The sequence below is a fragment of the Pseudomonas sp. SDI genome (genome assembly GCF_003105155.1).
In the GTDB taxonomy this organism is placed as follows: domain Bacteria; phylum Pseudomonadota; class Gammaproteobacteria; order Pseudomonadales; family Pseudomonadaceae; genus Aquipseudomonas.
Genome location: NZ_QETK01000010.1, coordinates 42,696 through 68,844, shown reverse-complemented (window position 1 = coordinate 68,844; position 26,149 = coordinate 42,696). Strand labels below are relative to the sequence as shown.

Genomic DNA, 26,149 nt, shown 5'->3' with positions numbered 1-26,149 from the left:
AGTGAAGGGCGTCACGCTACAAGCGCCAGCACGCTCGGGATCAGAGGGGAGCGCTACCTGCACACAAACAAAAACGCCCCGAACCTTGCGGCGCGGGGCGTTTTCGTCAGACCGTCACACTCAGTGTGCGTAGGTCAGCAGCAGCTCGGCGGGCACCTTGGTGTCCAGCGACATCATCACGCTCAGCGCGGTGATGGTAAAGATCGAGAACACGAACAGCTTGCGTGCCCACAGACGATCGTCCACTGCCTTGTAGCCGGTCCAGGCCATGTACAGCCAGTACATGCCCATCGCCGCAGCAACGGCCAGGTAGCTCATGCCGGCGTAACCGCCGAAGGTGAGCATCAGGGTCGCCACGAGGAAGGCCACGATGTACCAGAGGATATGCTTCTTGGCCACCAGGATCCCGCGCTTCACCGGCAGCACCGGAATCGATGCCGCCAGGTAATCGTTGAAGCGGAAGATCGCAATGGCGTAGGAATGCGGCATCTGCCACAGGCTGAACATCACCAGCAGGGTCAGTGCAGCCAGGTCGAAGGTACCGCTCACGGCACAATAACCGATCACCGGAGGCATGGCACCGGACAGGCTGCCAACCAGGGTGCCGTGCACCGATTTACGCTTCAGGTACAGGCTGTAGAAACCGACGTAGATGACAAAGCCGATCAGGCCGAACAACGCCGCCAGGGCATTGGCCTGCACATACAGCAGGCCAAGCCCGGCCACCCCGAGCAGGGTGGCGTAGACCAGCGCGACGTTCAGCGAGATCTGCCCCTGCACCATCGCACGGTTCTTGGTGCGCTCCATCTTGATGTCGATGTCGCGGTCGATGCAGTTGTTGAACACGCAACCGGACGCCACCACCAGCGAAGTACCAATGACCGTGGCCAGGAACAGCAGGAAGTCGACATGCCCTTGCGCGGCAAGGAAGAAACCGCCTGCCACAGAAAGCACGTTACCGAAAATGATCCCCGGTTTGGTGATTTGGATAAAGTGCTTAACGGACATGCAGACTTACCTCACTTCGCCATCATGTTGGTGTGGATGCTGAACATGATCCACAGCGACAGGCCGACCAGCAGGGCGATAACCACTGCGGTGAACAGACCTGCACTGACGTTCGACCGTTGTGCAGGCGAAGTGTCGAGGTGCAGGAAGTAGTACAGGTGAACCATGACCTGGATAACCGCGAAGGCAACCACGATCATGATCGTGGTGTCCTTCGGCAGGGTTGGGAACATCACCAGGCCGAACGGGATCACCGTCAGGATTACCGACAGGATGAAACCGATCGCGTAGGACTTCACGCTGCCGTGGTTGGCTTCGGCGTGGCCGTTATGAGCGTTTGCCATTTACAGAACCCCCAGCAGGTAAACAACGGTGAACACGCAGATCCAGACCACGTCCAGGAAGTGCCAGAACAGGCTCAGGCAGCTCATGCGGGTCTTGGCAGTCCCGGTGATGCCGTGCTTGTTGATCTGGTACATCATCACCGCCATCCAGATCAGACCGCCGGTCACGTGCAGACCGTGGGTGCCGACCAGGGCGAAGAAGGCCGAGAGGAAGCCGCTACGCTGAGGGCCGTAGCCCTCGGAGATCAGCAGATGGAACTCGTTGACCTCCATCGCGATAAAGCCGGCGCCCAACAGGAAGGTGACTGCCAGCCAGGCCAGTACACCCTTCTTGTTGCCCTTGTACATCTGCAGCATGGCGAAGCCGAAGGTGATACTGGAGAACAGCAGCAGCGCCGTCTCGGCCAGTACGTAGTTCAGTTCGAAGATGTCGTGACCCGACGGGCCGCCGGCAAAGTTGCCGGACAGCACCGCGTAGGCTGCGAAGATCGATGCAAACAGGATGCAGTCGGTCATCAGGTACAGCCAGAAACCGAATACGGTCATCTCGCCGGCGTCGTGGTGTTCCTCGTGCCCATGGTCGTGACCATGAGCAGCATCAGCATTAATTACATGACTGGACATTGATTAAACCCGTTCAAACGATTCGACACGCGCGCCAGTTGGCGAGCCGGTGGCCAGACCGAGGGACTTCATGCGCTCACCTTCGATGCGCGCCACTTCCTCGGCAGGAACCATGTAGCCCTGGTCGTCACGCGCAGCGTGAGCAACGAAGACCGCGATGGTGCCAATCAGGCCGACAGCTACCAGCCACCAGATGTGCCAGATGAAAGCGAAGCCGAACACGGTGATCAGTGCGCCCATGTACACGCCAGTGGCAGTGTTGTTAGGCATGTGGATCGCCGAGTACTTGGCCGGAACCTTGTACGCAACACCGGCTTCTTTAGCTTCGTGCCAGGCGTCCAGGCCGACTTTTTCCGGCATGGTGGCGAAGTTGTAGAACGGTGGTGGCGACGAAGTCGACCATTCCAGGGTACGGCCGCCCCATGGGTCGCCGGTCACGTCGCGGTTCTGCTCGCGGTCGCGGATCGAAACGTACAGCTGGATCAGCTGGCAAGCGATACCGAACAGGATCAGCACGGCGCCGACGACGGCAACGTACAGGTACGGTTCCCAGGCCGGGTTGTCCGAGTGGTTCAGACGACGGGTCATACCCATGAAGCCCAGCGCGTACAGCGGCATGAAGGCCACATAGAAGCCGGAGATCCAGAACCAGAAGGCAGCTTTGCCCCACTTCTCGTTCAGGGTGAAACCGAAGGCTTTCGGGAACCAGAAGGCGAAGCCGGCGATGTAGCCGAACACCGCACCACCGATGATCACGTTGTGGAAGTGGGCAATCACGAACAGGCTGTTGTGCAGAACGAAGTCAGCACCTGGAACAGCCAGCAGAACGCCGGTCATACCACCGATCGAGAAGGTAACCATGAAGCCCAGGGTCCACATGATCGGCGCGGTGAAGCGCAGACGGCCCTGGTAGATCGTGAACAGCCAGTTGAATAGCTTTACCCCGGTCGGGATCGAAATCAGCATCGTTGCCAGACCGAAGAAGGTGTTGACGCTGGCGCCAGAACCCATGGTGAAGAAGTGGTGCAGCCATACCGCAAAGCCCAGTACCGCGATCGCACCCGATGCGTAGATCATCGAGTTGTGACCGAACAGGCGCTTGCCGGTGAAGGTCGAGGTGACTTCCGAGAACACACCGAAGGCCGGCAGGATCAGGATGTAAACCTCAGGGTGACCCCAGGCCCAGAACAGGTTGACGTACATCATCGGGTTCCCACCAAGCTCGTTGGTGAAGATGTGGAAGTCCAGATAACGGTCAACAGTCAGCAGCGCCAGGGTAGCGGTCAGGATCGGGAACGACGCCACGATCAGAACGTTTGCCCAGGTGCAGGTCCAGGTGAAGATCGGCATGTCCATCAGCTTCATGCCTGGCGCGCGCATTTTCAGCACGGTGGCAAGGAAGTTGACGCCGGTCAGCGTTGTACCCAGACCGGAGATCTGTAGCGCCCAGATGTAGTAGTCCATACCTACGCCAGGGCTGTACTGAATACCCGACAGCGGTGGATACGCAACCCAGCCGGTCTTGGCGAATTCACCAACACCCAGGGACACGTTCACCAGCACCACGCCGGAAACCAGCAGCCAGAAGCTCAGGGAGTTCAGGAACGGGAAGGCAACGTCACGTGCACCGATCTGCAGCGGAACCGCAAGGTTCATCAGGCCGGTGAAGAACGGCATCGCCATGAAGATGATCATGATCACACCGTGAGCGGTGAAGATCTGGTCATAGTGTTCAGGCGGCAGGTAGCCTTCGGCGCCGCCAGTGGCCGCAGCCAGCTGGGTACGCATCATGATGGCGTCGGCAAAGCCGCGCAGCAGCATGATCATCGCGACGATGATGTACATCACCCCGATTTTCTTGTGGTCGACCGAAGTCAACCACTCGGTCCACAAGTAGGTCCACTTGCGGAAATAGGTGATCAGACCAACCAATGCGATACCGCCGAGCGCGATCATGGCAAGCGTCACCATGACAATCGGCTCGTGATACGGAATCGCATCCAGCGTTAATTTACCGAACATCTTTTACTCCTCTGCCCCAGCAGCTGAATGCATACTCACGTCCATCCCTTCGGTACCGGCCGCTTCTTCTTTGTGCTCTTTCTTCTCGTGCACCACCGGCTTGCCACGGTTCATCCCTTCGTACTTGTCGACGATGGTCTGGAACAGGTTTTCCGGGGCGACGCTGTAGAGCGCAACCGGGTTGTTTTCGCTAGGTTTGGCCAAGGCGTCGTACTCGGCTTTGTCGAGCTGTTTCGGGGCCTGTTTGACTTCACTGACCCACGCCTCGAAATCGGCCTGGGACGTAGCAATTGCCTTGAACTTCATACCGGTGAAACCGGCGCCGCTGTAGTTCGCGGAGATACCGTCGAACTCACCGTTCTCGTTGGCGATCAGGTGCAGTTTGGTGGTCATGCCAGCCATTGCGTAGATCTGCCCGCCCAGACCCGGGATGAAGAACGAGTTCATCACAGCGTCGGAGGTAACACGGAAGTTAACCGGGGTGTTGGCCGGGAAGACGATCTTGTTGACCGTGGCAATGCCTTGTTCCGGGTAGATGAACAGCCATTTCCAGTCCAGCGCGACCACGTCGATCTGCACCGGCTTCACGTCGGACACCAGCGGACGATACGGATCCAGCTCGTGGGTGGTCTTGTAGGTGACCCAGCCCAGGGCAATGATGATGAGTACTGGAATGGTCCAGACCGCGACTTCGATCTTGGTCGAGTGCGACCAGTCAGGCGTGTAGGTAGCGGCCTTGTTGGAGGCGCGATACTTCCAGGCGAACGCGATGGTCATGAAAATGACAGGAATCACCACCAGCAACATCAGGCCGGTAGCGATCAGGATCAGGTTCTTTTGCTCAATGCCGACTTGGCCCTTCGCGTCGATCAGGGTCCAGTTGCACCCACTGAGTAAAAGCATGCCTAAAAAGGGCAGAATGCCAAACAGTCTGGGGTAACGCTTTTTACTCATCTCACGACCTCTAGAGCAGCTTGCTTCAATGCAATTTGTGTTTTGGTCGCCAACACTTCGTCCTGCCAAGCGTTAGCATTTTGGGATCGAATGCGGTCGTGCCTTGCGTCCAGCTGGGCTGCTCGGCAAAACCGGTCATGCGGTGTTTATTGTTTTGATTTCAGTAGGCAACAGGCCTGCGTTCAGACCAATTCCATTTGGTGCGGGAAATCACGGAGGGGGGTCAGCCCGGCATCGCCGCAGGCGATGCTCGTCAAAGTCAGCGAAAAGAGCCAGAAGCTCCTTTTATCCTGCGACTCACAAGCGGCGCCGAGCGGAAATTGGGGGCGATTGTAGATAGGTCGCCCCCCATTGACTATGACTTATTGCGCAACAGTCCTTTACAGGATCGGTAACAATAAGCCGCTGAAAATCAATTTCGCGACAGTTTGTCGCACCCTTTGCCACCCCCCTGGAACGCACGTACTACAAGGGCTGCGAGCATTCCCGAAGAGGTCTCGGTGCGAGCCGATGTGAAAATTCCGTTACCCCATTGGCTTGCATTGACGCAGGACTTTTGTCTAAGGCTGACGACGGTTGCGCCAGATACCCAGCGGTACCAGAACGGCGGTCATTATAAAGGCCAGCAGCGCCCATTGCGCCAGCGACAGCCCGAGTACCGGTGGGTAGGGCGTCGAGCAGAACCCGTCGACCTGGAACACCAGCGGCAACACCGAGGCCAGCGGCAGGCCGTCGACAATCGGTTGCAAGGTGTCGATACCGCAGCTTATCGCGGGGTTGGCGAGGATATAGACATGGTTGCCGGCAGCGGCAATACCACCGATAGCGCTGAGCACCACCAGGCCTTCGAGCACAGTCAGGCTGCGCTTGCCGGGCATGGCCGCACCGATGAAGGCAAACACGGCGATCAGCAGCAGCGCATAACGTTGCAGGATACACAGCGGGCATGGCGCCTCGCCGAGAACGATCTGCATGTACAGCGCGCCGCCGATCAGTGCCAGGCAGATGATGCCCAGCAGTACCAGAAAGCGCCGTTCCCTGTTCAGGCGCTGTGTTTGCTCATTCATTCCTGTGTCCTTCGTCTAGTGGTAAACAACCGCCGATAGTGATCGGGCGCAGTTTACACGTTGCCCAAAGCAGGCAGTGAAGGCCAGGACCATTAAAAGAGCATTAACAGCGTCGCCGCCCAGCCTTATTCGAGTGCCGCGGCCGGGCCGAAGAACTCATAGCGGCTCTGCCCTTCCGGCACGCCCAGCCCCTTCAGGTGCTTCTTGACCGCGGCCATGAAGCCTTTCGGCCCGAGGAAGTAAGCATCCACATCGCGCTCTTGCGGCAGCCACTGGCCGAGCTGGTCGCGGCTGAGCATGCCCAGCGCATCGGCCGCCGGGCTTACGCCGTCATCCTCGGCGTAGCAATAGAAGCGCTTGAATCGCGGGTTGCGCGCCGCCACCCCGTCGGCCCAGTCGCGGAACGCATGCACCGCACCGTTGCGCGCACAATGGATGAAGTGCACCAGCCGCCCGCTCGCCAGTGCCGCCTCGGCCATCGCCAGGGTCGGCGTGATCCCCACGCCGCCGCTGATCAGCACCAGTGGCTTGCTGCTGGCCGCCAGGGTGAACTCACCCGAAGGCGGGAACAGGTTCAGCGTGTCGCCGACCTGCAACTGCTCATGCAGGTAGTTGGACACTTGGCCTTGCGGCTCGCGCTTGACGCTGATGCGGTACTCGCCACCGTCGCTCAGGGCCGACAGCGAATAGTTGCGGCGCTGCTCGACACCGTCGATAAACAGCTGCAAACCGATGTACTGGCCCGGTTCGGCCTGGAGGATCGCCTCGCCGTCGACCGGCGTGAAGTAGAACGAGACGATCTCGCTGCTCTCCTCGACCCGCTTGGCCAGCTTGAACGCCCGCGCCCCGCGCCAGCCACCAACGGCCTCGGCCTTCTGCTGGTACATGCCCTCTTCGGCACCAATCAGGATATCGGCCAGTTGCTGATAGGCAGCCCCCCAGGCCGCCAGCACTTCAGCGGTGGCGATGTCCTTGCCCAGCACCTCCTCGATGGCCCGCAGCAGGCAGCGACCGACGATCGGGTAATGCTCCGGCAGGATCTGCAAGGCCACATGCTTGTTGATGATGGTGCTGACCAGCCCGCCGAGTTGCTCCAGCTGGTCGATGTGCCGGGCGTACATCAGCACGCCGTTGGCCAGTGCGCGGGGCTGGTCACCGCTGGCCTGGTGGGCCTGGTTGAACAGCGGACGCACTTCTGGGTACTCGCTGAGCATCATCGTGTAGAAATGCGTGGTCAGCGCTTCACCACCGCTTTCCAGCAGCGGCACAGTGGCTTTGACGATGGCACGGTCTTGGGCATTAAGCATTACGAACTCCAGAGCCTGCGGCTTCTTGAATGACTGGCTTATGCACTTCAGCTTTCGTGCCAACTATTAAACCTATATAAATCAATAACTTATAATTTTAAAAGTCATAATGACTACAGACCTGATAGAGTCATAACGACATGAAGAGGTCATTATGACTACACAAACACTGCTCAATGCCCTACTTGCACTGGTAAAAGATCTGTCACGCGATCTGCCAGAGCGTGAGCGATATCGGCGTCTGCTCGAAGCGATGCGTGCCCTGTTGCCGTGCGACGCCGCCGCGCTGTTGCGCCTGGACGGCGAGTGGCTGGTGCCGCTGGCGGTCGACGGCCTGAGCGCCGACACCCTCGGCCGCCGTTTCAAGGTCAGCGACCACCCGCGTTTTGCTGCCATCCTCAGCCGCCCCGGGCCGACTCGCTTCGCCAGCGACAGCGACCTGCCCGACCCTTACGACGGCCTGGTCGAAGGCCTGCACCAGCAACTGGAAGTACACGACTGCATGGGCTGCCCGCTGTTCGTCGACGAGCGCCCGTGGGGCCTGATTACCCTCGACGCGCTCGACCCCGAGCAGTTCCAGCCGGCCGAACTGGATGCCCTGCAGGCGTTTGCCAGCCTGGCGGCAGCCACTGTCACCGTGGCCGCGCGCATCGAGCACCTGGCCCTGCGCGCCGAGGACGAACACCAGCGCGCCGAGATCTACCGCCAGGCCAGCGGCCAGCAGCATAAGGAACTGATCGGCCAGAGCCCGGTGCACAAACGCCTGCTGGAAGAGATCCGCCTGGTTGGCAGCAGCGACCTGACCGTACTGATTACCGGTGAAACCGGGGTTGGCAAGGAACTGGTGGCCCAGGCCATCCATCAGGCCTCGGCCCGCGCCGACCAGCCGATGATCAGCCTGAACTGCGCGGCGCTGCCCGACACCCTGGTCGAAAGCGAGCTGTTCGGCCATGTGCGCGGCGCCTTCACCGGCGCAGTCGGCGAGCGGCGCGGCAAGTTCGAGCTGGCCAACGGCGGCACGCTGTTCCTCGACGAAGTCGGCGAGCTGTCGCTGACCGTGCAGGCCAAGCTCCTGCGGGTGCTGCAAAGCGGCCAACTGCAACGCCTGGGCTCGGACCAGGAACACCGCGTCGACGTACGCCTGATTGCCGCGACCAACCGCGACCTGGCCGAAGAAGTGCGCGCCGGACGCTACCGCGCCGACGTCTACCATCGCCTGAGCGTATACCCGCTGCTGGTGCCAGCGTTACGCGAGCGTGGCCGCGACGTATTGCTGCTCAGCGGTTACTTCCTCGAACAGAACCGTTCGCGGATGGGCCTGAACAGCTTGCGCCTGAGCCCCGAAGCGCAGGCCGCACTGCTCGCCTACGACTGGCCGGGCAACGTCCGGGAGCTGGAACACCTGATTGGCCGTTCGTCGCTCAAGGCGCTTGGTCAGCACCGGCAACGGCCGAAGATTCTCAGCCTGGAAGCCCACGACCTCGACCTGCCCGCCCCCGGCAGCACGCCGCAGGCGCCAGCGGTCAGCCCGGCGCCGACGTTGCCCGAGGCGGGCGGCGACCTGCGCCAGGCGCTGGACCTGTACCAGCGCCAACTGATCGAGGCGAGCCTGGCCCGGCATGGGCAGAACTGGGCCAGTGCCGCCCGCGAGCTGGGCCTGGACCGCGCCAACCTCAGTCGCCTGGCGCGACGCCTCGGTCTACGCTGATTGCAGTTGGCGATTAAAGACCGGGGCGCCGGGGTCGATAACCCGGCATCTCCCCTAAATACATTTGCCTCGAAGGTTGCTTATGGCCTCGCAAAACGCTCGCGCGGACTCGCTGTCCCTGCTGCTCTTCACCCTGCGCAGCGGCAAGCTGATGGCGATCAACCTGCTCAAGGTCAGTGAAATCATCCCTTGCCCGCCCCTTACCCGGCTGCCCGAGTCGCACCCGCACGTCAAAGGCGTGGCCACCTTGCGTGGCAATTCGCTGTCGGTCATCGACCTGTCGCGGGCGATTGGCGAGATGCCGTTGGCCGACCCGGCCGGCGGTTGCCTGATCGTTACCGACATCAGCCGCTCCAAGCAGGGCCTGCATGTGCAGGCGGTGAGCAAGATCGTGCACTGCCTGAGCACCGACATCAAACCGCCACCGTATGGGGCCGGGACCAAGTCGTTCATTACCGGCGTGACGCGGGTGGACAACAACCTGGTGCAGGTGCTGGACATCGAGAAAGTGATCCACGGCATTGCGCCGCCGGCGCATGAAGTGCCGGCCAACGAATTGAACAGCGAGGATGCCGCGGTGCTGGCGGCGACCAATATCCTGGTGGTCGATGACAGCCAGGTGGCGTTGCAGCAGTCGGTACATACCTTGCGTAACCTGGGCATCGAGTGCCATACCGCGCGCAGTGCCAAGGATGCGATCAATACCTTGCTGGAGCTGCAGGGCACGGCACAGGAAATCAACGTAGTCGTGTCGGACATCGAGATGTCGGAGATGGACGGCTATGCGTTCACCCGAACGCTGCGCGAGACGCCGGACTTCAAGCATTTGTATGTATTGCTGCACACCTCGCTGGACAGCGCGATGAACAGCGAGAAGGCCAAGGCAGCGGGGGCGAATGCGGTGCTGACCAAGTTCTCCTCGCCGGAACTGACCGACTGCCTGATCGTCGCGGCACGCGCAGTGGCGTACGCCGAGCACTAAAACGACACTCACCCTGTAGGAGCTGGCTTGCCTGCTCCTTGTATGTTGCGGCACCTTTCAACCCATCCCATGCCCGAGGCCCCTGCCATGAAACCCCTGACCTTCAGCCTGCTTAGCTGCCTGCTGCTCGGCAGCGCGGCCCATGCCTCCAGCGAACAGGCCTGGGCCGAGCACGAGAAAAGCCTGAGCCGTGCCTGCGTCGCCGCCAGCCAGCTCAAGGACGCCAAGCCCCTGGGCAAGCCCGCCGAATTCGACGACCGGGTCGGCTACTCCGCCCTGCTCATCCAGGGCCGCTACCCAGAAAAACACATGAACAACCGCAAAGGCACCGAACTCTGCCTGTTCGACAAACAGCGCCAGGCTGCCTTCGTCACCGAATGGACACCCGCCCGACCGTGAGCAACCCAGCCCCCGAGCACCTCCAGTTCAACTGCACCGGCTGCGGCAAATGCTGCAACGGCCACCACGTGCCGCTGACCCTCCACGAAGCGCGGCAGTGGACCGCCGACGGCGGCCAGGTCATCGTCCTGGTCGAGGCCTTCCTCGCCAACGGCCTGGGCCTCCCCGCCGAACAGCGCGAGCATGCCCTGCGCCGCTCCTGCGCCGTACCGTGTGGCAGCAGCGAAGCCTTTGTCGCGATCACCTTCGCCGCATTCAACCCCGGCGCCTGCCGCAACCTCAATGCCGACAACCTCTGCGGCATCTATGAACGCCGGCCGCTGGTGTGTCGCATCTACCCCATGGAAATCAACCCGCACATCCCATTGCGCCCCGAGACCAAGGACTGCCCGAGCGAAGCCTGGGACAACGGCCCGCAATTGATCCACGGCCGGCAACTGGTCGACCCGCACCTGGCCGAACTGATCGAGCAGTCGCGCCGTGCCGATCGCGAAGACATCCGCAGCAAAACGCTGATCTGCCAACGCCTGGGCATCACCACCAGCGCGCTCAAGGGCAACGGTTTCACCGCCTATCTGCCGCTGGGCGAGGCGCTGCTGAGGGTCATCGACGAAACCGCCGCACAGCCCGAGGCGACACTGGCCCCCTGGACCCTGCACGTGGTTGAACCGAGCCTGGTCGAACAGTTGCAGGCCGCCGGCGCCCAAGTCCACAGCAGCGCCGCCGAGCACTACACCTTTATTGCTTTCTGAGCCCGCTCACCCCTGACGCCGCTGCCAGAACTCCTCGGCCAGGCGGCGCAGATCCTCGGCCAGCCCGGCGACATCGCTGGCGCTGGAATGCCCCTGCTGGCCAGCACTGACGCTGAACTCGCTGGCCTGACGAATACTGATGATATTGCGGTTGATGTCCTCGCTGACCAGACTCTGCTGCTCGACCGCCGCAGCAATCTGCAAACTCATCTCGCTGATCTGGTTGACCCGCTGGCTGATGCCGTCCAGCGCACTGGCAGCGCGTTGCGCCTGCTCGACGCTCTGCCCGGCATGGGCACTGCTCTGCTGCATGGCCTGCACCGCATCGCGGGCGCCGTTCTGCAAGACATGGATCATCCGCTGGATTTCGCCGGTCGATTGCGCGGTACGTTGCGCCAGGCCGCGCACCTCGTCGGCGACCACGGCAAAGCCACGCCCGTGATCGCCGGCCCGTGCCGCTTCGATGGCAGCATTGAGCGCCAGCAGGTTGGTCTGTTCGGCAATGCTGTGAATCACTTCGAGCACCCCGGAAATCTCGCTGCTGTGGCTTTCCAGGGTGTGGATAACGTCGGTGGCCGAGCCTAGCGCAGTGGCCAGTTGCAGGATCGCGCTGCGGCTCTGATCGACCAGTTGATGCCCGACCTGGGTTTCGCCCTCGGCCTGATCGGCAGCCTGCGAGGCTTGCTGGGCATTGCTGGCAACCTGGGCGACGCTGGCGGCCATCTGGTTGATCGCCGCCGCCACCTGATCGGCCTCGCCCTGCTGGCCGAGGCTGGTGCTGTGGCTGCTGTGCAGGTGCTGGGCCAGTTCGGCGGTATGCCCGGCAAGCCGGCGCGAGGTATCGCCGATGCGCCCGACCACCGCGCCGATCTGCGCTTCCAGCATCTGCATGGCAAACTCGATCTGGCCGATGCCGTCACGCCGGCCAGTGTACAGCTGCTGGCTCAGCGGGTTGTTCGCGACCGCTTCGGCGCGCTGCCGCAACTGCTCCAGCGGCCGCAGGATCAGCGTGATCAACACCGCACTCAAGGCACTCACCGTGCCCCATTCAACAAACTCCCTGGCCGGCAACTCCGGCAGTAGCAGGTGGCTGACACTCATGACTGCGGCCATCACCAGAGCAAAACCCAGCCCCAGCTTCGTCCCCAGGCCAATCACTGGCAAACGCTGGCGCCAGCCCTTGCGGCCGCTGCGCAACTGCGCGTAATAGCGTTCGGCCGCCTCCACCTGGCGGGCCGTGGGTTTGGTCCGTACCGACTGGTACTCCACCGTCTTGCCGGCGCTGGTAATTGGCGAAGCGAAGGCGCTGACCCAGTAATGGTCGCCATTCTTGCAGCGGTTCTTCACCAGCCCCATCCACGAACGGCCACCCTGCAAGGCTTGCCACATCTGTTCGAAGGCTTCGCTCGGCATGTCCGGGTGGCGGACCAGGTTGTGCGGGTTACCGATCAGCTCGTCACGGGTAAAACCACTGACGCGCACGAAGTCGTCGTTGGCATAGGTGATCTGGCTGGTCAGATCCGTGGTGGACAGGATATTTGCGTCACCGGGGTAATCCACATTGCGACCGGTCACAGGCAGATTGCTCTTCATCGAGGGCGCTCGTTGTTTTTTGAGTGAGAAGATCGGCAGGGCGAACGACTGTAAGGGCTGCCCCCGCAGAAAATATTGATCCAACGCAGCATATTGGCACTTGGCCACCACCCTTGCCGACGTGCCTGCCAAAGCGCCCGTTTCGGAAAAATGTGCCCACCCCCAAAAAAACTTTACGCTTATTGATTATTTTTTGCGGAGCCCTATTTCTAATAGCCAACGGCGCAAGTACTCCGTGCATTACTTCTGACACCAGAGGCAATACCATGAGGTTCGAAACGGATATCTATCAAGCACTGCCGCCGCATTTAACCTTCACCGAAGCATTTGAGACGGTTCACCGCCTGCTTAAACAAATAGGTTTCGATAGCTGCACGTTCGTCAGCACTGAGTACTTGAGGGAGAAGCCTATAGTGCATAGTTCGTGCCCCGCAGAATAGGTTGCTCACTATCGAACAACCGGCGTCGTCATTGATCCCTTTATTGACCGAGCACGACGGACCGTCCTACCGGTGCTGTGGACAGACGAACTGCCCTTTCAAGTGATTGAATTCAGAAAAAAATCGAAACTGTTCGGCCGGTGTTATGGCTGGTCACAAGGCGCTTATTGTGACGGAATTTCCAGCGTGCTGAGTGTCAGTCGCCGTGAAGCCGCGATCAGCCTTTGCCAATAGCAATTCCGAGTTCGACACTTACGCGGGCACACGCACACTCTTCAACGGCACTGCACTTACCCCGAACGGTTCGCTCACGCTACTGCTGCGCCTGCCGACTTCACCGCCACGCAGAACCCCATCGTATTGATTACCGGCTTCGCCGGGCTGCCCAACACGGCGCCGAATACGCCCTACTGGTATGGCATCGAGTCCAACCTGCGCGAGCAGGGAGCAACGGTCTATGTCCCCAATCTACCCACGCTACAAAGCAATAGCGGGGCCGATGGTCGCGGTGCCCGCGCCGAATACTCCGGGCACCGCCAATACGTTGCAGCCACCTGAACATATCAGGTAGCTGCTGCCCTCTTACTTGACGGGAGGAATGGGAAGGCCAAGCTTGTTATGTATCAGTTCGTAGACTTCTTTGTGCGTAGCGTTACTGATTGTATTGGCAGCACACGCCGTCTTCAAAAAATTCTTTACTACTATTTTTTGACTTGGATAAAGGCCCGCAACGTACTCGGCCTCGTGCGTTTGACCACAGTTAAAATATTTATCATCTTTTGCTTTATCTCGGGCCATTCTTGGACTCCTTTATAGAGCGTTAGGTATGGGTTAAGTTAGACAGAACACTCACTGCCGAAGGTGCATTACTTTCCCTGAGCAGCCACCCTACAGCCTAGCCACCCCCATAAATCTCGCCACTGACAGTAACAAAAAAGGAAATTTCCGTAAGAAAAAACCTTAGAGCAAGACAAATCAAAAACAATTCTGTTCATACGCCACAAGCCTACTTTCGACTTCACCTTTGATTGGCAAGCCTACATATCTATTACACAAGCCATTTCGCGGCCACTTAGTCTCAGCATCGTTACACCTAACGAAAACGAGAGCACTAATGAGCAATAACGCCATACTAGCCGACAGCACACACTCCATTACCACAATAACTTAACAGCCGTAACCAATGCATTGCCAAGTTGGTTATTGAACGCCGCACCTTCCACCCGTCAGGCCTACGCTGATAGCGTGGAACAACGACACCATACGTGCGCTACTGCCAGAAAAATAATAGCCAACCGCATCCCTCTGGAAATATTCGCCGAGCGGCTTCTTAACGCCGCCTTACAAATAGCGCCCACAGAGCCCCCTCCTGGAAATGGGAGCCAACCCTGTGGGAGCCGGCCTTGCCGGCAATAGCCCCACTACCGTTCGTCGGCCCTCCCCACAACCAACCCGCTCTACCCCGTCACTATTACCTACCAGGCAACAGTGCTTATCCAAAACCCAACTGTTTTCCCCGGACATTCCGCACTAACGTAGCCCCACCGAACAGATACTTGCATGTGCAAGAAGGTAGCTAAAAATGTCCAACAGTATGGGTATTGCCAGTATTTTCGTCCTGTCGTCCGTATTGCTCTCGCCGCTGGCCATGGCCGAAGAATCCAGCGCATTCGTGGCCCGCAACGCCGAGCGCGCGGCGGTCGTCCAACAGGCTCGCGAAGCCTACGCACAGCAACAGCAGGACCACGCAAAAGGCTTGGAACAGAGCGCTTCCAAGGTTTCCGTGAGTGCCGACAAAGACAGCTGACCGGCTGCCCGCACTGCCGTCTTATTCCCTCGACACCCCCATAGGTGACTCGCGCGCCTGTGCGGTTGTCTTTCAAAGCCGCTGCCGTTCAGCGGCTTTTTTTTCGTCTGGCGAAAAGTACCGCTTGGGCCATTCACGCCCTACAAGAAAACACCGTTTCGCAGAATAAAAAACGGCACTATCCCCACCACAAGGAGTTCCCCCCGGTGACCATGGTTTTACGCTTCACCCCTCTGTTCGTTGCATTGGCTGCAACGATGCCCCAGGCGCAGGCCGCCGACGCCGCTGAAGGCTTCGTCGCAGGCTCAAGCCTCGACGTGCTCGCGCGCAACTACTACCTCAACCGCAACCAGCGGCAGCAGGGTGTGCGCGACAACCGTGAATGGGGCCAGGGCTTCATCGGCAAATTCGAATCGGGCTTCACCCAGGGCACGCTCGGCTTCGGTCTCGACGCCCACGCCATGCTCGGCCTGAAACTGGACGGCGGCGGCGGTACCGCCGGCTCCAGCATCCTGCCCTACAGCAGCGCCAGCAAGGACGGCTATGCCTACGGCAAAGCCCCGGATTCGTTCTCCAACGCCGGCGCCGCCGTCAAACTGAAAGCCTTCGACAGCGTGCTCAAGGCCGGCGACCTGTTCCTCACCAACCCGGTGATCGCTGGCGGCGAGTCGCGCATGCTGCAGCAGACCTTCCGCGGGGTCAGCCTGACCAACAACAGCATCGACGGGCTGATGCTCGAAGGCGGCCAGGCCAGCTTCACCAAGCTCTACAACCAGAGCGGTCGGCAGCGCATCGGTACTGCCTACGGCAGCCTGCCGGACGACCGCGAAAGCCGTCACCTGAACTGGGCCGGCGCCGCCTGGGCGCCCGTTGAAGGGCTGACCGGCAGCCTGTATGCCGCCGAACTGAAAGACATCTGGAACCAGTACTACGCCGACATCGACTACACCTGGCAGCTCAGCGAGCGGGTCAGCCTGAACCCGGGCCTGCACTACTACCATACCCAGGACACCGGCGACGCCCTGCTCGGCAAGATCGACAACAACACCTACAGCGCCCATTTTGCCGTCAACGTCGGCTACCACAGCGTCACGGCGGTGTATCAGCGGGTCAACGGCAACACACCGTTCGACTACATCACCCAGGGCGACAGCGTGTACCTGGACAACTCGCAGATCTACTCGGACTTCAACGGCCCGAACGAACGCTCCTGGAAGCTCAAATACAGCTATGACTTCGCCGGCCTCGGCCTGCCCGGCCTGAGCACTGCGGTGTCCTACTCGCGCGGCGAAACCGACCTGACCAAGGCCGATCCGAACAGCCCCGGCTACTCGCGCTGGTACAGCGCCGAAGGCAAGGACGCCCGCCACTGGGAACGTGACGCCGACCTGGCCTACGTGTTCCAGCAAGGCGACTTCAAGGACCTCAGCGTCCGCCTGCGCTGGGCCACTCACCGCGGCAGCCAGGGCTATTCGGCCGTGGATAACGACGTCGACGAATACCGGATAATTGTTGATTATCCAGTCAGCATCTTCTAAGCGAGGAAGATTCATAAGGAGTCGGTGAACACCGACTCTTGTCCGGCGCCGGTGATGACCCGCACTTTAAATAGTGCAATCGGTCAATTAACTTCTTGTCCGACAATCCGTGGTTACCTAGAATACCGGCGCCGCCTCGTTTGGCTGCTGCGGCCTGTAGATTGCACTGCAAAAAGCCCAATGCTCGAAATAAACCGGTCCGCTAAGTTGGATATGCTTTATTTCCGGTGTTGGGCTTTTGCTCAACTTTCCTTGCCCTGATCGGTTCGACAAAACTTTCGACCATGCCTTCGCGCTTATTGCCACAGCCCAAGACCTTGTACAGGACCCACCCAGAGTTGGTCCTGAACCTGTGCAGTTGCGTGACCGTCATGGCCATTGTCGCCATTGTCACCTTCCTGCTGATGCGCGAACGTGCCAGCGTCGAGCAGGCGGCGGCGCGCTCGGCGAGCAATATCGCCCAATTGATCGATACCGACATCGAGCGCAACGTCGAACTCTACGACCTGTCCCTGCGCGGGCTGATCTGGGCCATCCAGCGCCCGGAGCTGCTCAGTGTGCCGGCGCCATTGCGCCAGCAGGTGCTGTTCAGTCAGGCCTTCACTGCGCCGGTGCGTGGCGACATCCTCTGGCTCGACCGTGACGGCAACATAGTCGCCGATTCCACCAGCGTCATCCCGCGCACGGCCAACTTTGCCGACAGCAAGGTATTCCAGGCTCACCGCGCGAGCAGCGACCTGGGCATGGTCGTCAGCCCACCGTTCAAGGCGCGCCTCGGCGGGCTGGACTGGTGCATCAGTTTCAGCCGGCGCATCGACGGGCCGTCGGGCGAGTTTGCCGGGATCGCCGCCGGGGCGTTGCGCCTGGCGTATTTCACCGAACTGTTCCAGCGCCTGGACATCGGTCGCGACAGCAGCGTGAACCTGTTCAACAGCGACGGCATATTGCTCGCCCGGCACCCCAGCTATAAAGACGACCCGCTGATCGGCAAGGACTTCTCGGCACAGTCGAATTTCCAGCGTATCAGGGCCGGCAACGACGGCAGCTTCACCGCCAAGTCGAGCCTGGACGGCAAGCACCGCCTGTACACGTACTCGCGAGTCAACGAGCTGCCGCTACTGGTGGTGGTGGCGTTGTCCAGCGACGAGGTCTACAGCTCATGGCGGCGCACCGCGCGGGTGGTCGGTGCGGCCACCGGGTTGCTGTGTATCGGCCTACTCTGGCTGACCCTGGCCCTGGGCCGCGAACTGCGGCGCCGGCACAGTGCCGAGCAGAGCCTGGCGGAACTGGCGGCCACCGACAGCCTGACCGGCCTGGCCAACCGCCGCCAGCTGGACCAGGTGTTGCGTCGCGAATGGGCACGGGCCCAGCGTAACCAGCGACCGCTGGCGGTGTTGATGGTCGATGTGGATCACTTCAAGGCGTTCAACCAGCGGCATGGGCATGCCGGCGGCGATGTGGCCTTGCGACAGGTGGCGGCGGCGATCAGCCGCAGCATTCGCCGGCCGGCGGACCTGGCGGCGCGCTATGGCGGCGAGGAGTTCCTGGTGGTGTTGCCAGAAACCGAGCTGAAGGGCGCGCAGACCCTGGCCGAGCGGATTCGCAGCAGCATCCAGGCGTTGCCGCCGTTTGCCACAGACCGGCAGCCGGTGACGGTGAGTATCGGGATCGGCTTGCATACGCCGGGGATGGCGCAGGATCTGGCGTCGGTGCTCGGGGATGCCGATGAGGCGTTGTACCGGGCCAAAGCGAATGGACGCAATCGCATAGAAAGCTGACTGACTCGATCAACGCTGGGCGCTGCTGGCCTGCACTCGGTCGCAGGCCAGCCAGCGCCTAGCGGTTAATCAGGCGCGAGCCCGCGCGGCATTGCGCAGTACCTTGACCTGGTCATGGTTACGCTGCACGCCGTGATACTGGCCTTCCACCAGCGAATACACCTGGCTACTCGGCAGGCTGTTGAGCTTGGTCAGCTTCTCCAACGCGTCCTTATAGGCCTTCAGCGCATGATCCTCGCCGCGCTCGACTTCATTGAGCACGGCTTCCTCGTCCTTGCCGGTCAGCATCGACTTGAGGTTCACCCAGCCACGGTGCAGGTCGCCGCTGACGCTGGAGCTGGACTCCGGGTCGCCACCCAGCGCACGCACCTGCTGCTGCAACGCCGAGGCCGCCATGCTGCACTCGCCGGCACGCTGGACAAAATAGCTTTTCAGCTGTGGATTCTTCACATCGTCAGCAGAGGCGTTGAAACCCTTTTCGCCATCTTTGCTGAATTCGATCAGTTCGTTCAAAACCGCAATAACGTCTTTATTCGACGAGGTCATGACAGTACTCCTTTGCATGAGATAAAGATGTACTACACCGGAGCAGTCTTCGTGCCAGCTTAACGCGTTTTAATTTTCCCTTAACAATCACCAACTTAAAAAAATTCAAAACATCTGTATGGTCGCTTTATGCATGATCTGTCCTTTGGCCTTCATGCAGATTGCATGTATCGTCAGGTTTCTTTCGTTCTTACCCACTGCCGTGCCATGACCCCCGAAACACTCGAACTACTGGTTACCCGCGAAATGCCCTACGGCAAATACAAGGGCCGGCTGATCGCCGACCTGCCCGGCAACTACCTCAACTGGTTTGCCCGCCAGGGGTTCCCCCACGGCGAACTGGGTGGGCTGCTGGCGCTGATGCACGAGGTCGACCACAACGGCCTGTCCGACCTGCTGATCCCATTGCGCAAGAAACATCCACGTCCACGCCCCTGACCTGCGAGTACACCGATGCCCGACCTGACCTTGCCTGCCCCCTCCACCCTGGCCCGCGACGAGGGCTACTGGCAGCGGATTGCCGCCCAGTACGACGTCGAAGCGGGCCCGGTCAATCTTGAATACGGTTACTTCGGGCGCATGACCCGTACGGTAGCGGCTACCTACAAGCAGCACATCGACGCAATCAACCAGGGCAACTCGCTGCCGGTGCGCCAGCACTTCGAAACGCTGGGCAACCTGCAGATCCGCGCGGCCGCCGCCGAGCTGCTGGGCGCGCCCGAACACAGCGTGGCCATCACCCAGAGCGCCTCGGCCTCGATGCAGTCGCTGATCCGCAACTACACCCGGCTAGCGGCCGGCGATCAGGTGCTGGTCAGCGACCTCGACTACGACAGCGTCAGCAATGCCGTGCGCTGGCTGGCCCGCCAGCGCGGCGCCAAAGTGATCGAGCTGCGCCATCCGCACCCGGTCAGCTACGACTCGCTGATGCAAAGCTACCGCGATGCCTTCCGTCAGCACCCCCGGCTGAAACTGATGCCGCTGACCTACGTTACCCACCGCACCGGGCTGGTGATGCCGGTGCAGGACATCACCGCGCTGGCCCGCGAGCATGGCATCGACGTGTTCCTCGACGGCGCCCACGCCCTGGGTCAGATCGAGTTCGACCTGGCCGCACTGGGCGTCGAGTTTGCCGGCTTCAACTTGCAGAAGTGGATCGGCGCGCCGCTGAGCCTGGGGCTGATCTACATTGCGCCGGGGCGCCTGGCCGACATCGAACCGGACATGGGCGAACGCCGCTACCCGCTGGACGATATCCGCTCGCGCGCGCCCTACGGCACGCCGAACATTCCAGCCTGGATGAGCCTGCCGACGGTGTTCGCCGAACACGCGAACATCGGCACGGCAGTCAAGGGCGCGCGGCTGAACTACCTGCGTGACCTTTGGGTACGCCAGGCGCGGGATATCGAAGGCATCGACGTGCTGGTGCCGGACGATCCCCGGCTGTACTGCGGGATCACTTCGTTCCGCTTCACCCGGCACACCGACCAGGTAGCCATGGCCCGACGCCTGCTCACCGAGTTCAACCTGTTTACCGTCGACCGCGAGGGCTCGGCGTGCGGGCCGTGCATTCGCGTCACGCCGGGGTTCACCACCACCCCGGCCGAGGTCCAGCAACTGGTCGACGCGCTGCGCCAACTCAGCCGCTGAGGTTCAGGCCTTGGCCGGCTGAACCGCCAACTCGACCTCCTCGCCGCGCTTGAGCACTGCGTACAGCAAGGCCGTGAGCAGGCTGCCGGCGAGGATCGCCAGCAGGTACAGCACGGCATGATTGATCGCGTTCGGGATCAACATCACGAACAGCCCACCATGCGGCGCCATCAGCTTGCAGCCGAAGTACATCGACAGCGCCCCGGTCAGCGCGCCACCGGCGACGCTGGCCGGAATCACCCGCAACGGGTCCTTGGCGGCAAATGGAATCGCCCCCTCGGAAATGAAGCACAGGCCCAGCACCAGCGCGGCCTTGCCGGCTTCGCGCTCGCTCTGCGCGAACTTGCGCCGGGCAATGAAACTGGCGATGCCCAAGCCAATGGGCGGGACCATCCCGGCCGCCATGGTCGCGGCCATCGGCGCATAGCTCTGCGAAGCCAGCAGCCCCACCGAGAACGCATAGGCGGCCTTGTTCACCGGCCCGCCAAGGTCCACGCACATCATCGCGCCGAGCAGGATGCCGAGCAGAATCGCGTTGGTGGTGCCCATGCTGTCGAGGAACTGGGTCAGCCCTGCGAGCATCCCTGCTACCGGCTTGCCGACCACGTAGATCATCACCAGCCCGGTAAACAGGCTGGCCAGCAACGGAATGATCAGGATCGGTTTCAGCGCCTCCAGGCTGCTCGGCAGACGCACCCAGCGGGCGATGGCCCTGGCGCTGTAGCCGGCGAGAAAACCGGCGACGATACCGCCGATGAAGCCCGCGCCGAGGGTGCTCGCCAGCAACCCGCCGATCATCCCCGGCGCCAGCCCCGGACGGTCGGCGATGGACCAGGCAATGTAACCGGCCAGCAGCGGCACCATCAGCTTGAAGGCGGCCTCGCCGCCAATCTGCATCAGCGCCGCCGGCAAGCTCCCCGGCTCCTTGAAGGCTTCGATGCCGAACACGAACGACAGCGCGATCAGCAAGCCGCCCGCCACCACCATCGGCAGCATGAACGAAACGCCGGTCAGCAGATGCTTGTAGACGCCGGCACGCTCGGTTTTGCCGGTGGCTACCGGCGCCGACGCGGTCGATTCTTCGCGCGCCTCGGCCAGCGCCTTGTTCAGCGTCGCCTGCGCCTGCTTGAGGGCGATGCCGGTGCCGCAGCGATAGATACGCTTGCCGGCGAAGCGCTCGGTGGGCACTTCGATATCGGCGGCCAGCAACACCACATCGGCCTCGGCAATCGCCGCCGCACTCAACGGATTGCGCGCGCCGACCGAGCCCTGGGTCTCGACCGTCAGTTGGTAGCCCAGCTGTTGCGCCGCCTGCTGCAAGGCTTCCGCGGCCATGAAGGTATGCGCCACGCCGGTCGGGCAAGCGGTGATCGCCACGAGCTTCGGCGTCGCCCTGGGCGCCGCCGCCGGCTGGTACACCTGCGCCTGCTCGGCGGCCTGGCGCAGGAACCCTTCGACATCGCCCAGGGCCTGCGACGGCGTGCTCTGGAACAGCCGCTTGCCATGGAACCGGCTCAGGTCGAGCGGGCCGGTGCTGATGACCAGCACCCAGTCGGCCGCGTCGATCACCGCCGCCGACAATTGCCGCTCCGGGCGCTCGCGGTCGTGTACTTCAACGCTGGTGCTCCAGCCCTGGCGCTGCGCCGCCGCATCCAGCAGGCGCGCACTGAGCAAGCTCGACACCTGGCCATTCGGGCAGGCAGTGATGATGGCGAGTTTCATTGGTCACCCTCTTGTTCTACGCGGGGGGTCTGGAGCTGGACTGCGGCTTCCAACTGCGCCAGTTGCACACGGTCATGGATGCCGAAGCCGATCTGGGTCACCGCTTGCGCGGCGATGGCAGTGGCGCGACGCAAGGTCTGCTCCGCCGGTTCGCTGCCGAGCAGGCCATGGAGCATGCCCGCCAGCAGCGAGTCGCCGGCACCGACCGTGCTGGCAACGCTGACCGTTGGCGGCACGGCTTGCAGCGTCCGCCCGCGGCTGAACCAGAGCACGCCCTGTTCACCCTGCGAGACCACCACATGCTCGATGCCCTGGGCGATCAGTTGCTGGGCCGCCGCGTGCTGCTCGGCAATGCTCTGTAGCGGACGGCCGAGCACCTCGGCAAGTTCGTCGGTGTTCGGCTTGACCAGCCATGGTGCGCCGAGCAACCCGGCCTTGAGGGCTTCGCCGCTGCTGTCCAGAGCCACCTTGAGGCCCATCGCCTTGAGTCGGCCGAGCAGCTGCTGCAACCACTGCGCGCTGACCCCGCGCGGCAGGCTGCCGGCCACCACCACCGCGTCATGCCCGGCGGCGATACGCTCCAGGCGGCTCAGCAGGGCGTGCCGGGCGGGTTCGTCGACCTGCGGACCGGGGCCATTGATGTCGGTCACCCGGCCATCCGCCTCGACCAGCTTGATATTGCTGCGGGTCTCGCCCGGCACACGCACGAAAGCGTCGGCAAAGCCACGGCGGGCGATCAGTTGTTCGAACGGTTGCAGATTGTCCTGGCCGAGAAAGCCGCCGACAGTCAGCCGATGGCCGAGGTCGGCAAGCACCTGGGCCACGTTCAGGCCTTTGCCGGCGGCGTGGCTGTGCTGCGCCTGGCTGCGGTTGACCGCACCCGGGCGCAGGGCGTCGAGGCTGACGGTCAGGTCCAGCGCCGGGTTCAAGGTCAGGGTCAATATCTTGGCCATCAACGCTGCTCCAGCAAGGCTCGCACATCGGCGGCACTGCCCAACAGCAGCGCTTGGCGCGCGAGCTCCCGGGCCTGTTGCATATTCAGGCCACGCACCTCGGCCTTGACCTCGGCGATGCTGCGCGCGGCGACACTCAGTTCGTCCACGTCCAGGCCCACCAGTACCGCCACCGCCTGCGGATCGGCCGCCAGTTCACCGCAGATGCCAACCCACTTGCCATGGGCATGGGCGGCGCGCACGGTGATGTCGATCAGTTGCAGCACCGCCGGGTGCAGGCCGTCGGCCTGGGCCGACAGGCTCGGGTGGCCGCGGTCGATGGCCAGGGTGTACTGGGTCAGGTCATTGGTGCCGACGCTGAAGAAGTCCACCTCGCGGGCCAGCACCGGGGCGAGCAGCGCCGCCGACGGTACTTCGATCATGATCCCGACTTGCAGGTCGGCCACCGGAATTTCGGCGCGCAGGCGCTCGACCATGGCCCGCGCTGCCCGCCACTCGTCCAGCTGGCCGACCATCGGGAACATGATCCGCAGCGGCCGGTCGTCGGCAGCCCGCAGCAATGCGCGCAACTGGCTTTCCATGATCTGCGGGCGTTGCAGGGTCAGGCGGATGCCGCGCACGCCGAGGAACGGGTTCTCCTCTGCGGCAATCGGCCAGTACGGCAGCGGTTTGTCGCCGCCGACATCGAGAGTGCGCACCACCAGCGGCCGGCCGCCAAGGCCGTCGAGCACGCGGCGGTATTCGGCCTCCTGGGTAGCCTCGTCGGGCACGTTGGGGTGGGCCATGAAAATCAGTTCGGTGCGCAGCAAACCGACACCTTCGGCGCCCTGCTCGAGCACTTTGTCGATAGCGGCGCTCTCGCCGATATTGGCGAACACCTCCACCGCGTGGCCGTCCATGGTCAGCGCCGGCTCCAGGCGCCGGGCGTTGGCCGCTTGCAGCCGGGCTTCGCGCTGGGCGCGTTCGGCCAGCGCCCGTTGCAGTTCGTCGGCCGCCGGCGCCACCGTGACCCGCCCGCGCTGGCCGTCGAGCAACAGTGGCGTGCCGGCGGCGATCAACAGCACCGCCTCGCCGGCCCCGACCACCGCCGGAATGCCCAGCGCCCGGGCGACGATGGCGCTGTGCGCGGTGGCACCGCCGCGTGCGGTCAGAATCCCGGCGACCCGTGCCGGGTCGAGCCGGGCGACGTCGGACGGGCCAACCTCTTCCATCACCAGCACGTAGGGTTGCTGCGGTTCGGCGGTTTCGCGCACACCGCACAAATGCGCCAGCACCCGCCGACCGACGTCGCGCAGGTCGGCGGCGCGCTCGGCCAGCAGCGCGTCGTGCAAGCTCTCCTGCTGCCGCGCCGCCGCTTCGATTACCGCCATCCAGGCGGCCTCGGCGCTTTCGCCCTGGCGCAGGCGCACCTCGACTTCATCGCCCAGGGCCGGGTCGGCCAGCATTTCCTGGTGGGTGACGAAAATCTCGCGAATGGCCTTGGCCTGGCTGCGCTGGATCAGCCCGTCGATTTCACCCTGCACGTCGGCCAGCGCCCGCTGCAGGCGTTCGCGTTGATTGGCCGGGTTGTCGCCACGCAGCGGGTAATCGAATACCTGCACCACCTGGACATGCGCCGGGCCGCAGGCAATCCCCGGTGCAGCGGCCACGCCCTGGATCAGCGCACCGTCCACCGGGGCCTGCACCGCCGGCTCGGGGAGCAACTCAAGCACGGCCTCACTGACCGGGGCCAGCGCTTCCACCTCCTCGCCCAGGCCGCTGGCGACAGCGGCAAGCAGCGCTGGCAAGGCATCGGCAGCAATGCCCGGTTCGGCGATGAACTCCAGCGTCTGGCCACGCCGGGCACCGAGGCTGAGCAGCTTGCTCAGGCTCTTGGCCGAGACCGGCGCGTCAGCACTCTCGACCACGCGCAGGCGAATCTCGCCGGGGAAATCCTTGGCCAGTTGGGCCAGCTCCTTGGCTGGCCGCGCGTGCAGGCCGTGGGCATTGGCCAGCACTATCCGCGCACTGGGCCAGTCGACCGGCAACTCGCCGCCCAACACCTCAAGCACCGCGCGGCTATTGGTGGCGCGCCCGAGTTCGTTGCCGCGGCCCTCGATCAGCAGCGCGCACAGACGTTCGAGCATGGCTTCGTGGGCAGCACCGAGGCTGGCCAGGCAGAACACGCCGTTCAGCGGCTGACCGAGGTAACGCAGCGGTTGCTCCGGGGTAACGAACGACAGGCCCGGCTTGCGCACCGTCTGCTCGCTGTGCAGCCACCACAGGCCATCGCCGAGCGGCAGCGCTTCGACCTGCTGCAGCACTGCGGCAAAGCCGCTGCCGGCACACTCGGCGCGGCGCAACAGGCGTGCGCCACGCCAGACCAGCTCTTCAAAGTCGTCGGCCGGCACGCCCAGGCCGATCATCTGCGCATCCAGCGCCAGCTCTTGCGGCGCGCCTTGCAGCAATTTCAGCAACGCTTCGGCGCTGCCGGCACGGCGCAGGGCTTCGGCCAGATCGGTCTCACCGAGGGCACGGGTGAGCAGTTGCAACAGGCGCAGGTGTTCGTCGGACCGCGCAGCGATACCGATGGCCAGGTAAACGATCTGGCCGTCGCCCCAATCCACACCGTCGGGGAACTGCAACAGGCGCACGCCAGTGGCAAACACCAGCTCGCGGGTGTCCGGCGTGCCGTGGGGGATGGCGATGCCCTGGCCGAGAAAGGTCGAGCCTTGCGCTTCACGGGCCTGCAAACCCGCGAGGTAACCCGCAGCCACCAGCCCGTCGGCAACCAGGTGCCCGGCCAGCAGTTGCAAGGCCGCGGCCTTGTCCGGCGCCGTCTGGCCCATGGAAATCTGCTCTACAGTGAGCTCGAGCATGACCTTCTCCTTTGCAGCGCCAGGGCGGCGCCGAGGTATTGTTGTGAATTTTCAAGCATAGGGCCAGTTGCTTCGGCCTTGAGCACACGCCAGGCGG

Annotated in this window: 21 protein-coding genes and 2 pseudogenes; 9 read left to right on the top strand and 14 right to left on the bottom strand. The window is 62.6% G+C overall.

Annotated elements, in window-relative coordinates; genetic code table 11:
- Positions 1–120: 120 nt before the first annotated feature.
- From cyoE to hmpA, 7 genes are all read right to left on the bottom strand, one after another.
- Positions 121–1,008, bottom strand: coding sequence for a heme o synthase (cyoE, locus tag DCO48_RS08705; RefSeq protein ID WP_116550200.1), 888 nt, complete (start codon positions 1,006–1,008; stop codon positions 121–123).
- An 11-nt stretch (positions 1,009–1,019) separates the two neighbouring features.
- Positions 1,020–1,352 (bottom strand): cytochrome o ubiquinol oxidase subunit IV, encoded by a 333-nt coding sequence (gene cyoD, locus DCO48_RS08700; protein WP_116550199.1) that lies wholly within the window; start codon positions 1,350–1,352, stop codon positions 1,020–1,022.
- Complete coding sequence (gene cyoC, locus DCO48_RS08695; RefSeq protein WP_116550198.1) at positions 1,353–1,976, bottom strand: cytochrome o ubiquinol oxidase subunit III; 624 nt, start codon at positions 1,974–1,976, stop codon at positions 1,353–1,355.
- 3 nt (positions 1,977–1,979) lie between these two features.
- Entirely contained in the window at positions 1,980–3,998 is a 2,019-nt protein-coding gene (gene cyoB / locus DCO48_RS08690; protein WP_116550197.1) for a cytochrome o ubiquinol oxidase subunit I, read from the bottom strand.
- A 3-nt stretch (positions 3,999–4,001) separates the two neighbouring features.
- Positions 4,002–4,952, bottom strand: a complete 951-nt coding sequence (cyoA, locus tag DCO48_RS08685) for a ubiquinol oxidase subunit II (RefSeq protein ID WP_116550196.1) — start codon at positions 4,950–4,952, stop codon at positions 4,002–4,004.
- A gap of 560 nt (positions 4,953–5,512) precedes the next feature.
- On the bottom strand, positions 5,513–6,019 hold the full coding sequence (locus tag DCO48_RS08680; RefSeq protein ID WP_116550195.1) for a disulfide bond formation protein B: 507 nt from the start codon (positions 6,017–6,019) through the stop codon (positions 5,513–5,515).
- Between the two features lie 125 nt (positions 6,020–6,144).
- Positions 6,145–7,326 (bottom strand): NO-inducible flavohemoprotein, encoded by a 1,182-nt coding sequence (gene hmpA, locus DCO48_RS08675; protein ID WP_116550194.1) that lies wholly within the window; start codon positions 7,324–7,326, stop codon positions 6,145–6,147.
- A 154-nt stretch (positions 7,327–7,480) separates the two neighbouring features.
- On the opposite strand from hmpA, the gene norR reads away from it, so the two are divergent.
- The 4 genes from norR (at position 7,481) to DCO48_RS08655 (ending at position 11,167) form a co-directional block, all read left to right on the top strand.
- Complete coding sequence (norR, locus tag DCO48_RS08670) at positions 7,481–9,034, top strand: nitric oxide reductase transcriptional regulator NorR (protein ID WP_116550193.1); 1,554 nt, start codon at positions 7,481–7,483, stop codon at positions 9,032–9,034.
- An 82-nt stretch (positions 9,035–9,116) separates the two neighbouring features.
- Positions 9,117–10,016, top strand: a complete 900-nt coding sequence (locus DCO48_RS08665; protein ID WP_116550192.1) for a chemotaxis protein — start codon at positions 9,117–9,119, stop codon at positions 10,014–10,016.
- An 87-nt stretch (positions 10,017–10,103) separates the two neighbouring features.
- Entirely contained in the window at positions 10,104–10,415 is a 312-nt protein-coding gene (locus tag DCO48_RS08660; RefSeq protein ID WP_116550191.1) for a hypothetical protein, read from the top strand.
- Positions 10,394–11,167 (top strand): YkgJ family cysteine cluster protein, encoded by a 774-nt coding sequence (locus tag DCO48_RS08655; protein WP_116550190.1) that lies wholly within the window; start codon positions 10,394–10,396, stop codon positions 11,165–11,167. The genes DCO48_RS08660 and DCO48_RS08655 overlap by 22 nt, the downstream gene beginning before the upstream one ends.
- 6 nt (positions 11,168–11,173) lie before the next feature.
- Here DCO48_RS08655 and DCO48_RS23215 read toward each other — a convergent pair.
- The 3 genes and pseudogenes from DCO48_RS23215 to DCO48_RS08645 form a co-directional block, all read right to left on the bottom strand.
- Positions 11,174–12,172, bottom strand: a pseudogene (locus tag DCO48_RS23215) (methyl-accepting chemotaxis protein); the annotation flags it as partial.
- A 306-nt stretch (positions 12,173–12,478) separates the two neighbouring features.
- Positions 12,479–12,760, bottom strand: a pseudogene (locus tag DCO48_RS23210) (PAS domain-containing protein); the annotation flags it as partial.
- Positions 12,761–13,782: 1,022 nt separating this feature from the next.
- Positions 13,783–13,998 (bottom strand): hypothetical protein, encoded by a 216-nt coding sequence (locus tag DCO48_RS08645; protein WP_116550188.1) that lies wholly within the window; start codon positions 13,996–13,998, stop codon positions 13,783–13,785.
- 784 nt (positions 13,999–14,782) lie between these two features.
- Here DCO48_RS08645 and DCO48_RS08640 point away from each other — a divergent pair.
- The 3 genes from DCO48_RS08640 to DCO48_RS08630 all read left to right on the top strand — a co-directional run bounded on the left by DCO48_RS08640 (position 14,783) and on the right by DCO48_RS08630 (position 18,323).
- The gene (locus tag DCO48_RS08640) at positions 14,783–15,007 is read left to right on the top strand and encodes a hypothetical protein (protein WP_116550187.1); all 225 of its coding nucleotides are present in this window, start codon (positions 14,783–14,785) and stop codon (positions 15,005–15,007) included.
- Between the two features lie 212 nt (positions 15,008–15,219).
- The gene (locus DCO48_RS08635) at positions 15,220–16,545 is read left to right on the top strand and encodes an OprD family porin (protein WP_371919494.1); all 1,326 of its coding nucleotides are present in this window, start codon (positions 15,220–15,222) and stop codon (positions 16,543–16,545) included.
- Between the two features lie 284 nt (positions 16,546–16,829).
- Positions 16,830–18,323 carry a diguanylate cyclase gene (locus DCO48_RS08630; protein WP_116550185.1) on the top strand — a complete coding sequence of 498 codons (1,494 nt, stop codon included), beginning with the start codon at positions 16,830–16,832 and terminating at the stop codon, positions 18,321–18,323.
- Between the two features lie 69 nt (positions 18,324–18,392).
- On the opposite strand, the gene DCO48_RS08625 is transcribed toward DCO48_RS08630, so the two are convergent.
- On the bottom strand, positions 18,393–18,869 hold the full coding sequence (locus DCO48_RS08625) for a PA2169 family four-helix-bundle protein (protein ID WP_116550184.1): 477 nt from the start codon (positions 18,867–18,869) through the stop codon (positions 18,393–18,395).
- Positions 18,870–19,076: 207 nt separating this feature from the next.
- Between DCO48_RS08625 and DCO48_RS08620 the strand changes: the two genes are divergently transcribed.
- Both DCO48_RS08620 and DCO48_RS08615 read left to right on the top strand, forming a co-directional pair.
- On the top strand, positions 19,077–19,307 hold the full coding sequence (locus DCO48_RS08620; RefSeq protein WP_116550183.1) for a DUF3820 family protein: 231 nt from the start codon (positions 19,077–19,079) through the stop codon (positions 19,305–19,307).
- Between the two features lie 30 nt (positions 19,308–19,337).
- Positions 19,338–20,519 (top strand): aminotransferase class V-fold PLP-dependent enzyme, encoded by a 1,182-nt coding sequence (locus tag DCO48_RS08615; protein WP_371919493.1) that lies wholly within the window; start codon positions 19,338–19,340, stop codon positions 20,517–20,519.
- A 3-nt stretch (positions 20,520–20,522) separates the two neighbouring features.
- Here DCO48_RS08615 and DCO48_RS08610 read toward each other — a convergent pair whose 3' ends face one another.
- The 3 genes from DCO48_RS08610 to ptsP are packed head-to-tail and all read right to left on the bottom strand — an operon-like array spanning position 20,523 to position 26,052.
- Entirely contained in the window at positions 20,523–22,241 is a 1,719-nt protein-coding gene (locus DCO48_RS08610; protein WP_116550181.1) for a PTS fructose-like transporter subunit IIB, read from the bottom strand.
- Positions 22,238–23,194 carry a 1-phosphofructokinase gene (gene pfkB / locus DCO48_RS08605; RefSeq protein WP_116550180.1) on the bottom strand — a complete coding sequence of 319 codons (957 nt, stop codon included), beginning with the start codon at positions 23,192–23,194 and terminating at the stop codon, positions 22,238–22,240. The genes DCO48_RS08610 and pfkB overlap by 4 nt, the downstream gene beginning before the upstream one ends.
- A complete protein-coding gene (gene ptsP / locus DCO48_RS08600) occupies positions 23,194–26,052 on the bottom strand; it encodes a phosphoenolpyruvate--protein phosphotransferase (RefSeq protein WP_116550179.1) in 2,859 nt (952 codons plus the stop codon). The genes pfkB and ptsP overlap by 1 nt, the downstream gene beginning before the upstream one ends.
- Positions 26,053–26,149: the final 97 nt, after the last annotated feature.

What these genes read in the sequence shown, in the direction of transcription:
- DCO48_RS08645 (WP_116550188.1), bottom strand. Translation starts at nt 13,998, where the DNA reads ATGGCCCGAGATAAAGCAAAAGATGATAAATATTTTAACTGTGGTCAA.
- DCO48_RS08640 (WP_116550187.1), top strand. Translation starts at nt 14,783, where the DNA reads ATGTCCAACAGTATGGGTATTGCCAGTATTTTCGTCCTGTCGTCCGTA.
- DCO48_RS08660 (WP_116550191.1), top strand. Translation starts at nt 10,104, where the DNA reads ATGAAACCCCTGACCTTCAGCCTGCTTAGCTGCCTGCTGCTCGGCAGC.
- norR (WP_116550193.1), top strand. Translation starts at nt 7,481, where the DNA reads ATGACTACACAAACACTGCTCAATGCCCTACTTGCACTGGTAAAAGAT.
- DCO48_RS08655 (WP_116550190.1), top strand. Translation starts at nt 10,394, where the DNA reads ATGGACACCCGCCCGACCGTGAGCAACCCAGCCCCCGAGCACCTCCAG.
- ptsP (WP_116550179.1), bottom strand. Translation starts at nt 26,052, where the DNA reads ATGCTCGAGCTCACTGTAGAGCAGATTTCCATGGGCCAGACGGCGCCG.
- cyoE (WP_116550200.1), bottom strand. Translation starts at nt 1,008, where the DNA reads ATGTCCGTTAAGCACTTTATCCAAATCACCAAACCGGGGATCATTTTC.
- cyoA (WP_116550196.1), bottom strand. Translation starts at nt 4,952, where the DNA reads ATGAGTAAAAAGCGTTACCCCAGACTGTTTGGCATTCTGCCCTTTTTA.
- cyoB (WP_116550197.1), bottom strand. Translation starts at nt 3,998, where the DNA reads ATGTTCGGTAAATTAACGCTGGATGCGATTCCGTATCACGAGCCGATT.
- DCO48_RS08680 (WP_116550195.1), bottom strand. Translation starts at nt 6,019, where the DNA reads ATGAATGAGCAAACACAGCGCCTGAACAGGGAACGGCGCTTTCTGGTA.
- DCO48_RS08630 (WP_116550185.1), top strand. Translation starts at nt 16,830, where the DNA reads ATGCCTTCGCGCTTATTGCCACAGCCCAAGACCTTGTACAGGACCCAC.
- pfkB (WP_116550180.1), bottom strand. Translation starts at nt 23,194, where the DNA reads ATGGCCAAGATATTGACCCTGACCTTGAACCCGGCGCTGGACCTGACC.
- cyoD (WP_116550199.1), bottom strand. Translation starts at nt 1,352, where the DNA reads ATGGCAAACGCTCATAACGGCCACGCCGAAGCCAACCACGGCAGCGTG.
- DCO48_RS08635 (WP_371919494.1), top strand. Translation starts at nt 15,220, where the DNA reads ATGGTTTTACGCTTCACCCCTCTGTTCGTTGCATTGGCTGCAACGATG.
- cyoC (WP_116550198.1), bottom strand. Translation starts at nt 1,976, where the DNA reads ATGTCCAGTCATGTAATTAATGCTGATGCTGCTCATGGTCACGACCAT.
- DCO48_RS08625 (WP_116550184.1), bottom strand. Translation starts at nt 18,869, where the DNA reads ATGACCTCGTCGAATAAAGACGTTATTGCGGTTTTGAACGAACTGATC.
- hmpA (WP_116550194.1), bottom strand. Translation starts at nt 7,326, where the DNA reads ATGCTTAATGCCCAAGACCGTGCCATCGTCAAAGCCACTGTGCCGCTG.
- DCO48_RS08620 (WP_116550183.1), top strand. Translation starts at nt 19,077, where the DNA reads ATGACCCCCGAAACACTCGAACTACTGGTTACCCGCGAAATGCCCTAC.
- DCO48_RS08665 (WP_116550192.1), top strand. Translation starts at nt 9,117, where the DNA reads ATGGCCTCGCAAAACGCTCGCGCGGACTCGCTGTCCCTGCTGCTCTTC.
- DCO48_RS08610 (WP_116550181.1), bottom strand. Translation starts at nt 22,241, where the DNA reads ATGAAACTCGCCATCATCACTGCCTGCCCGAATGGCCAGGTGTCGAGC.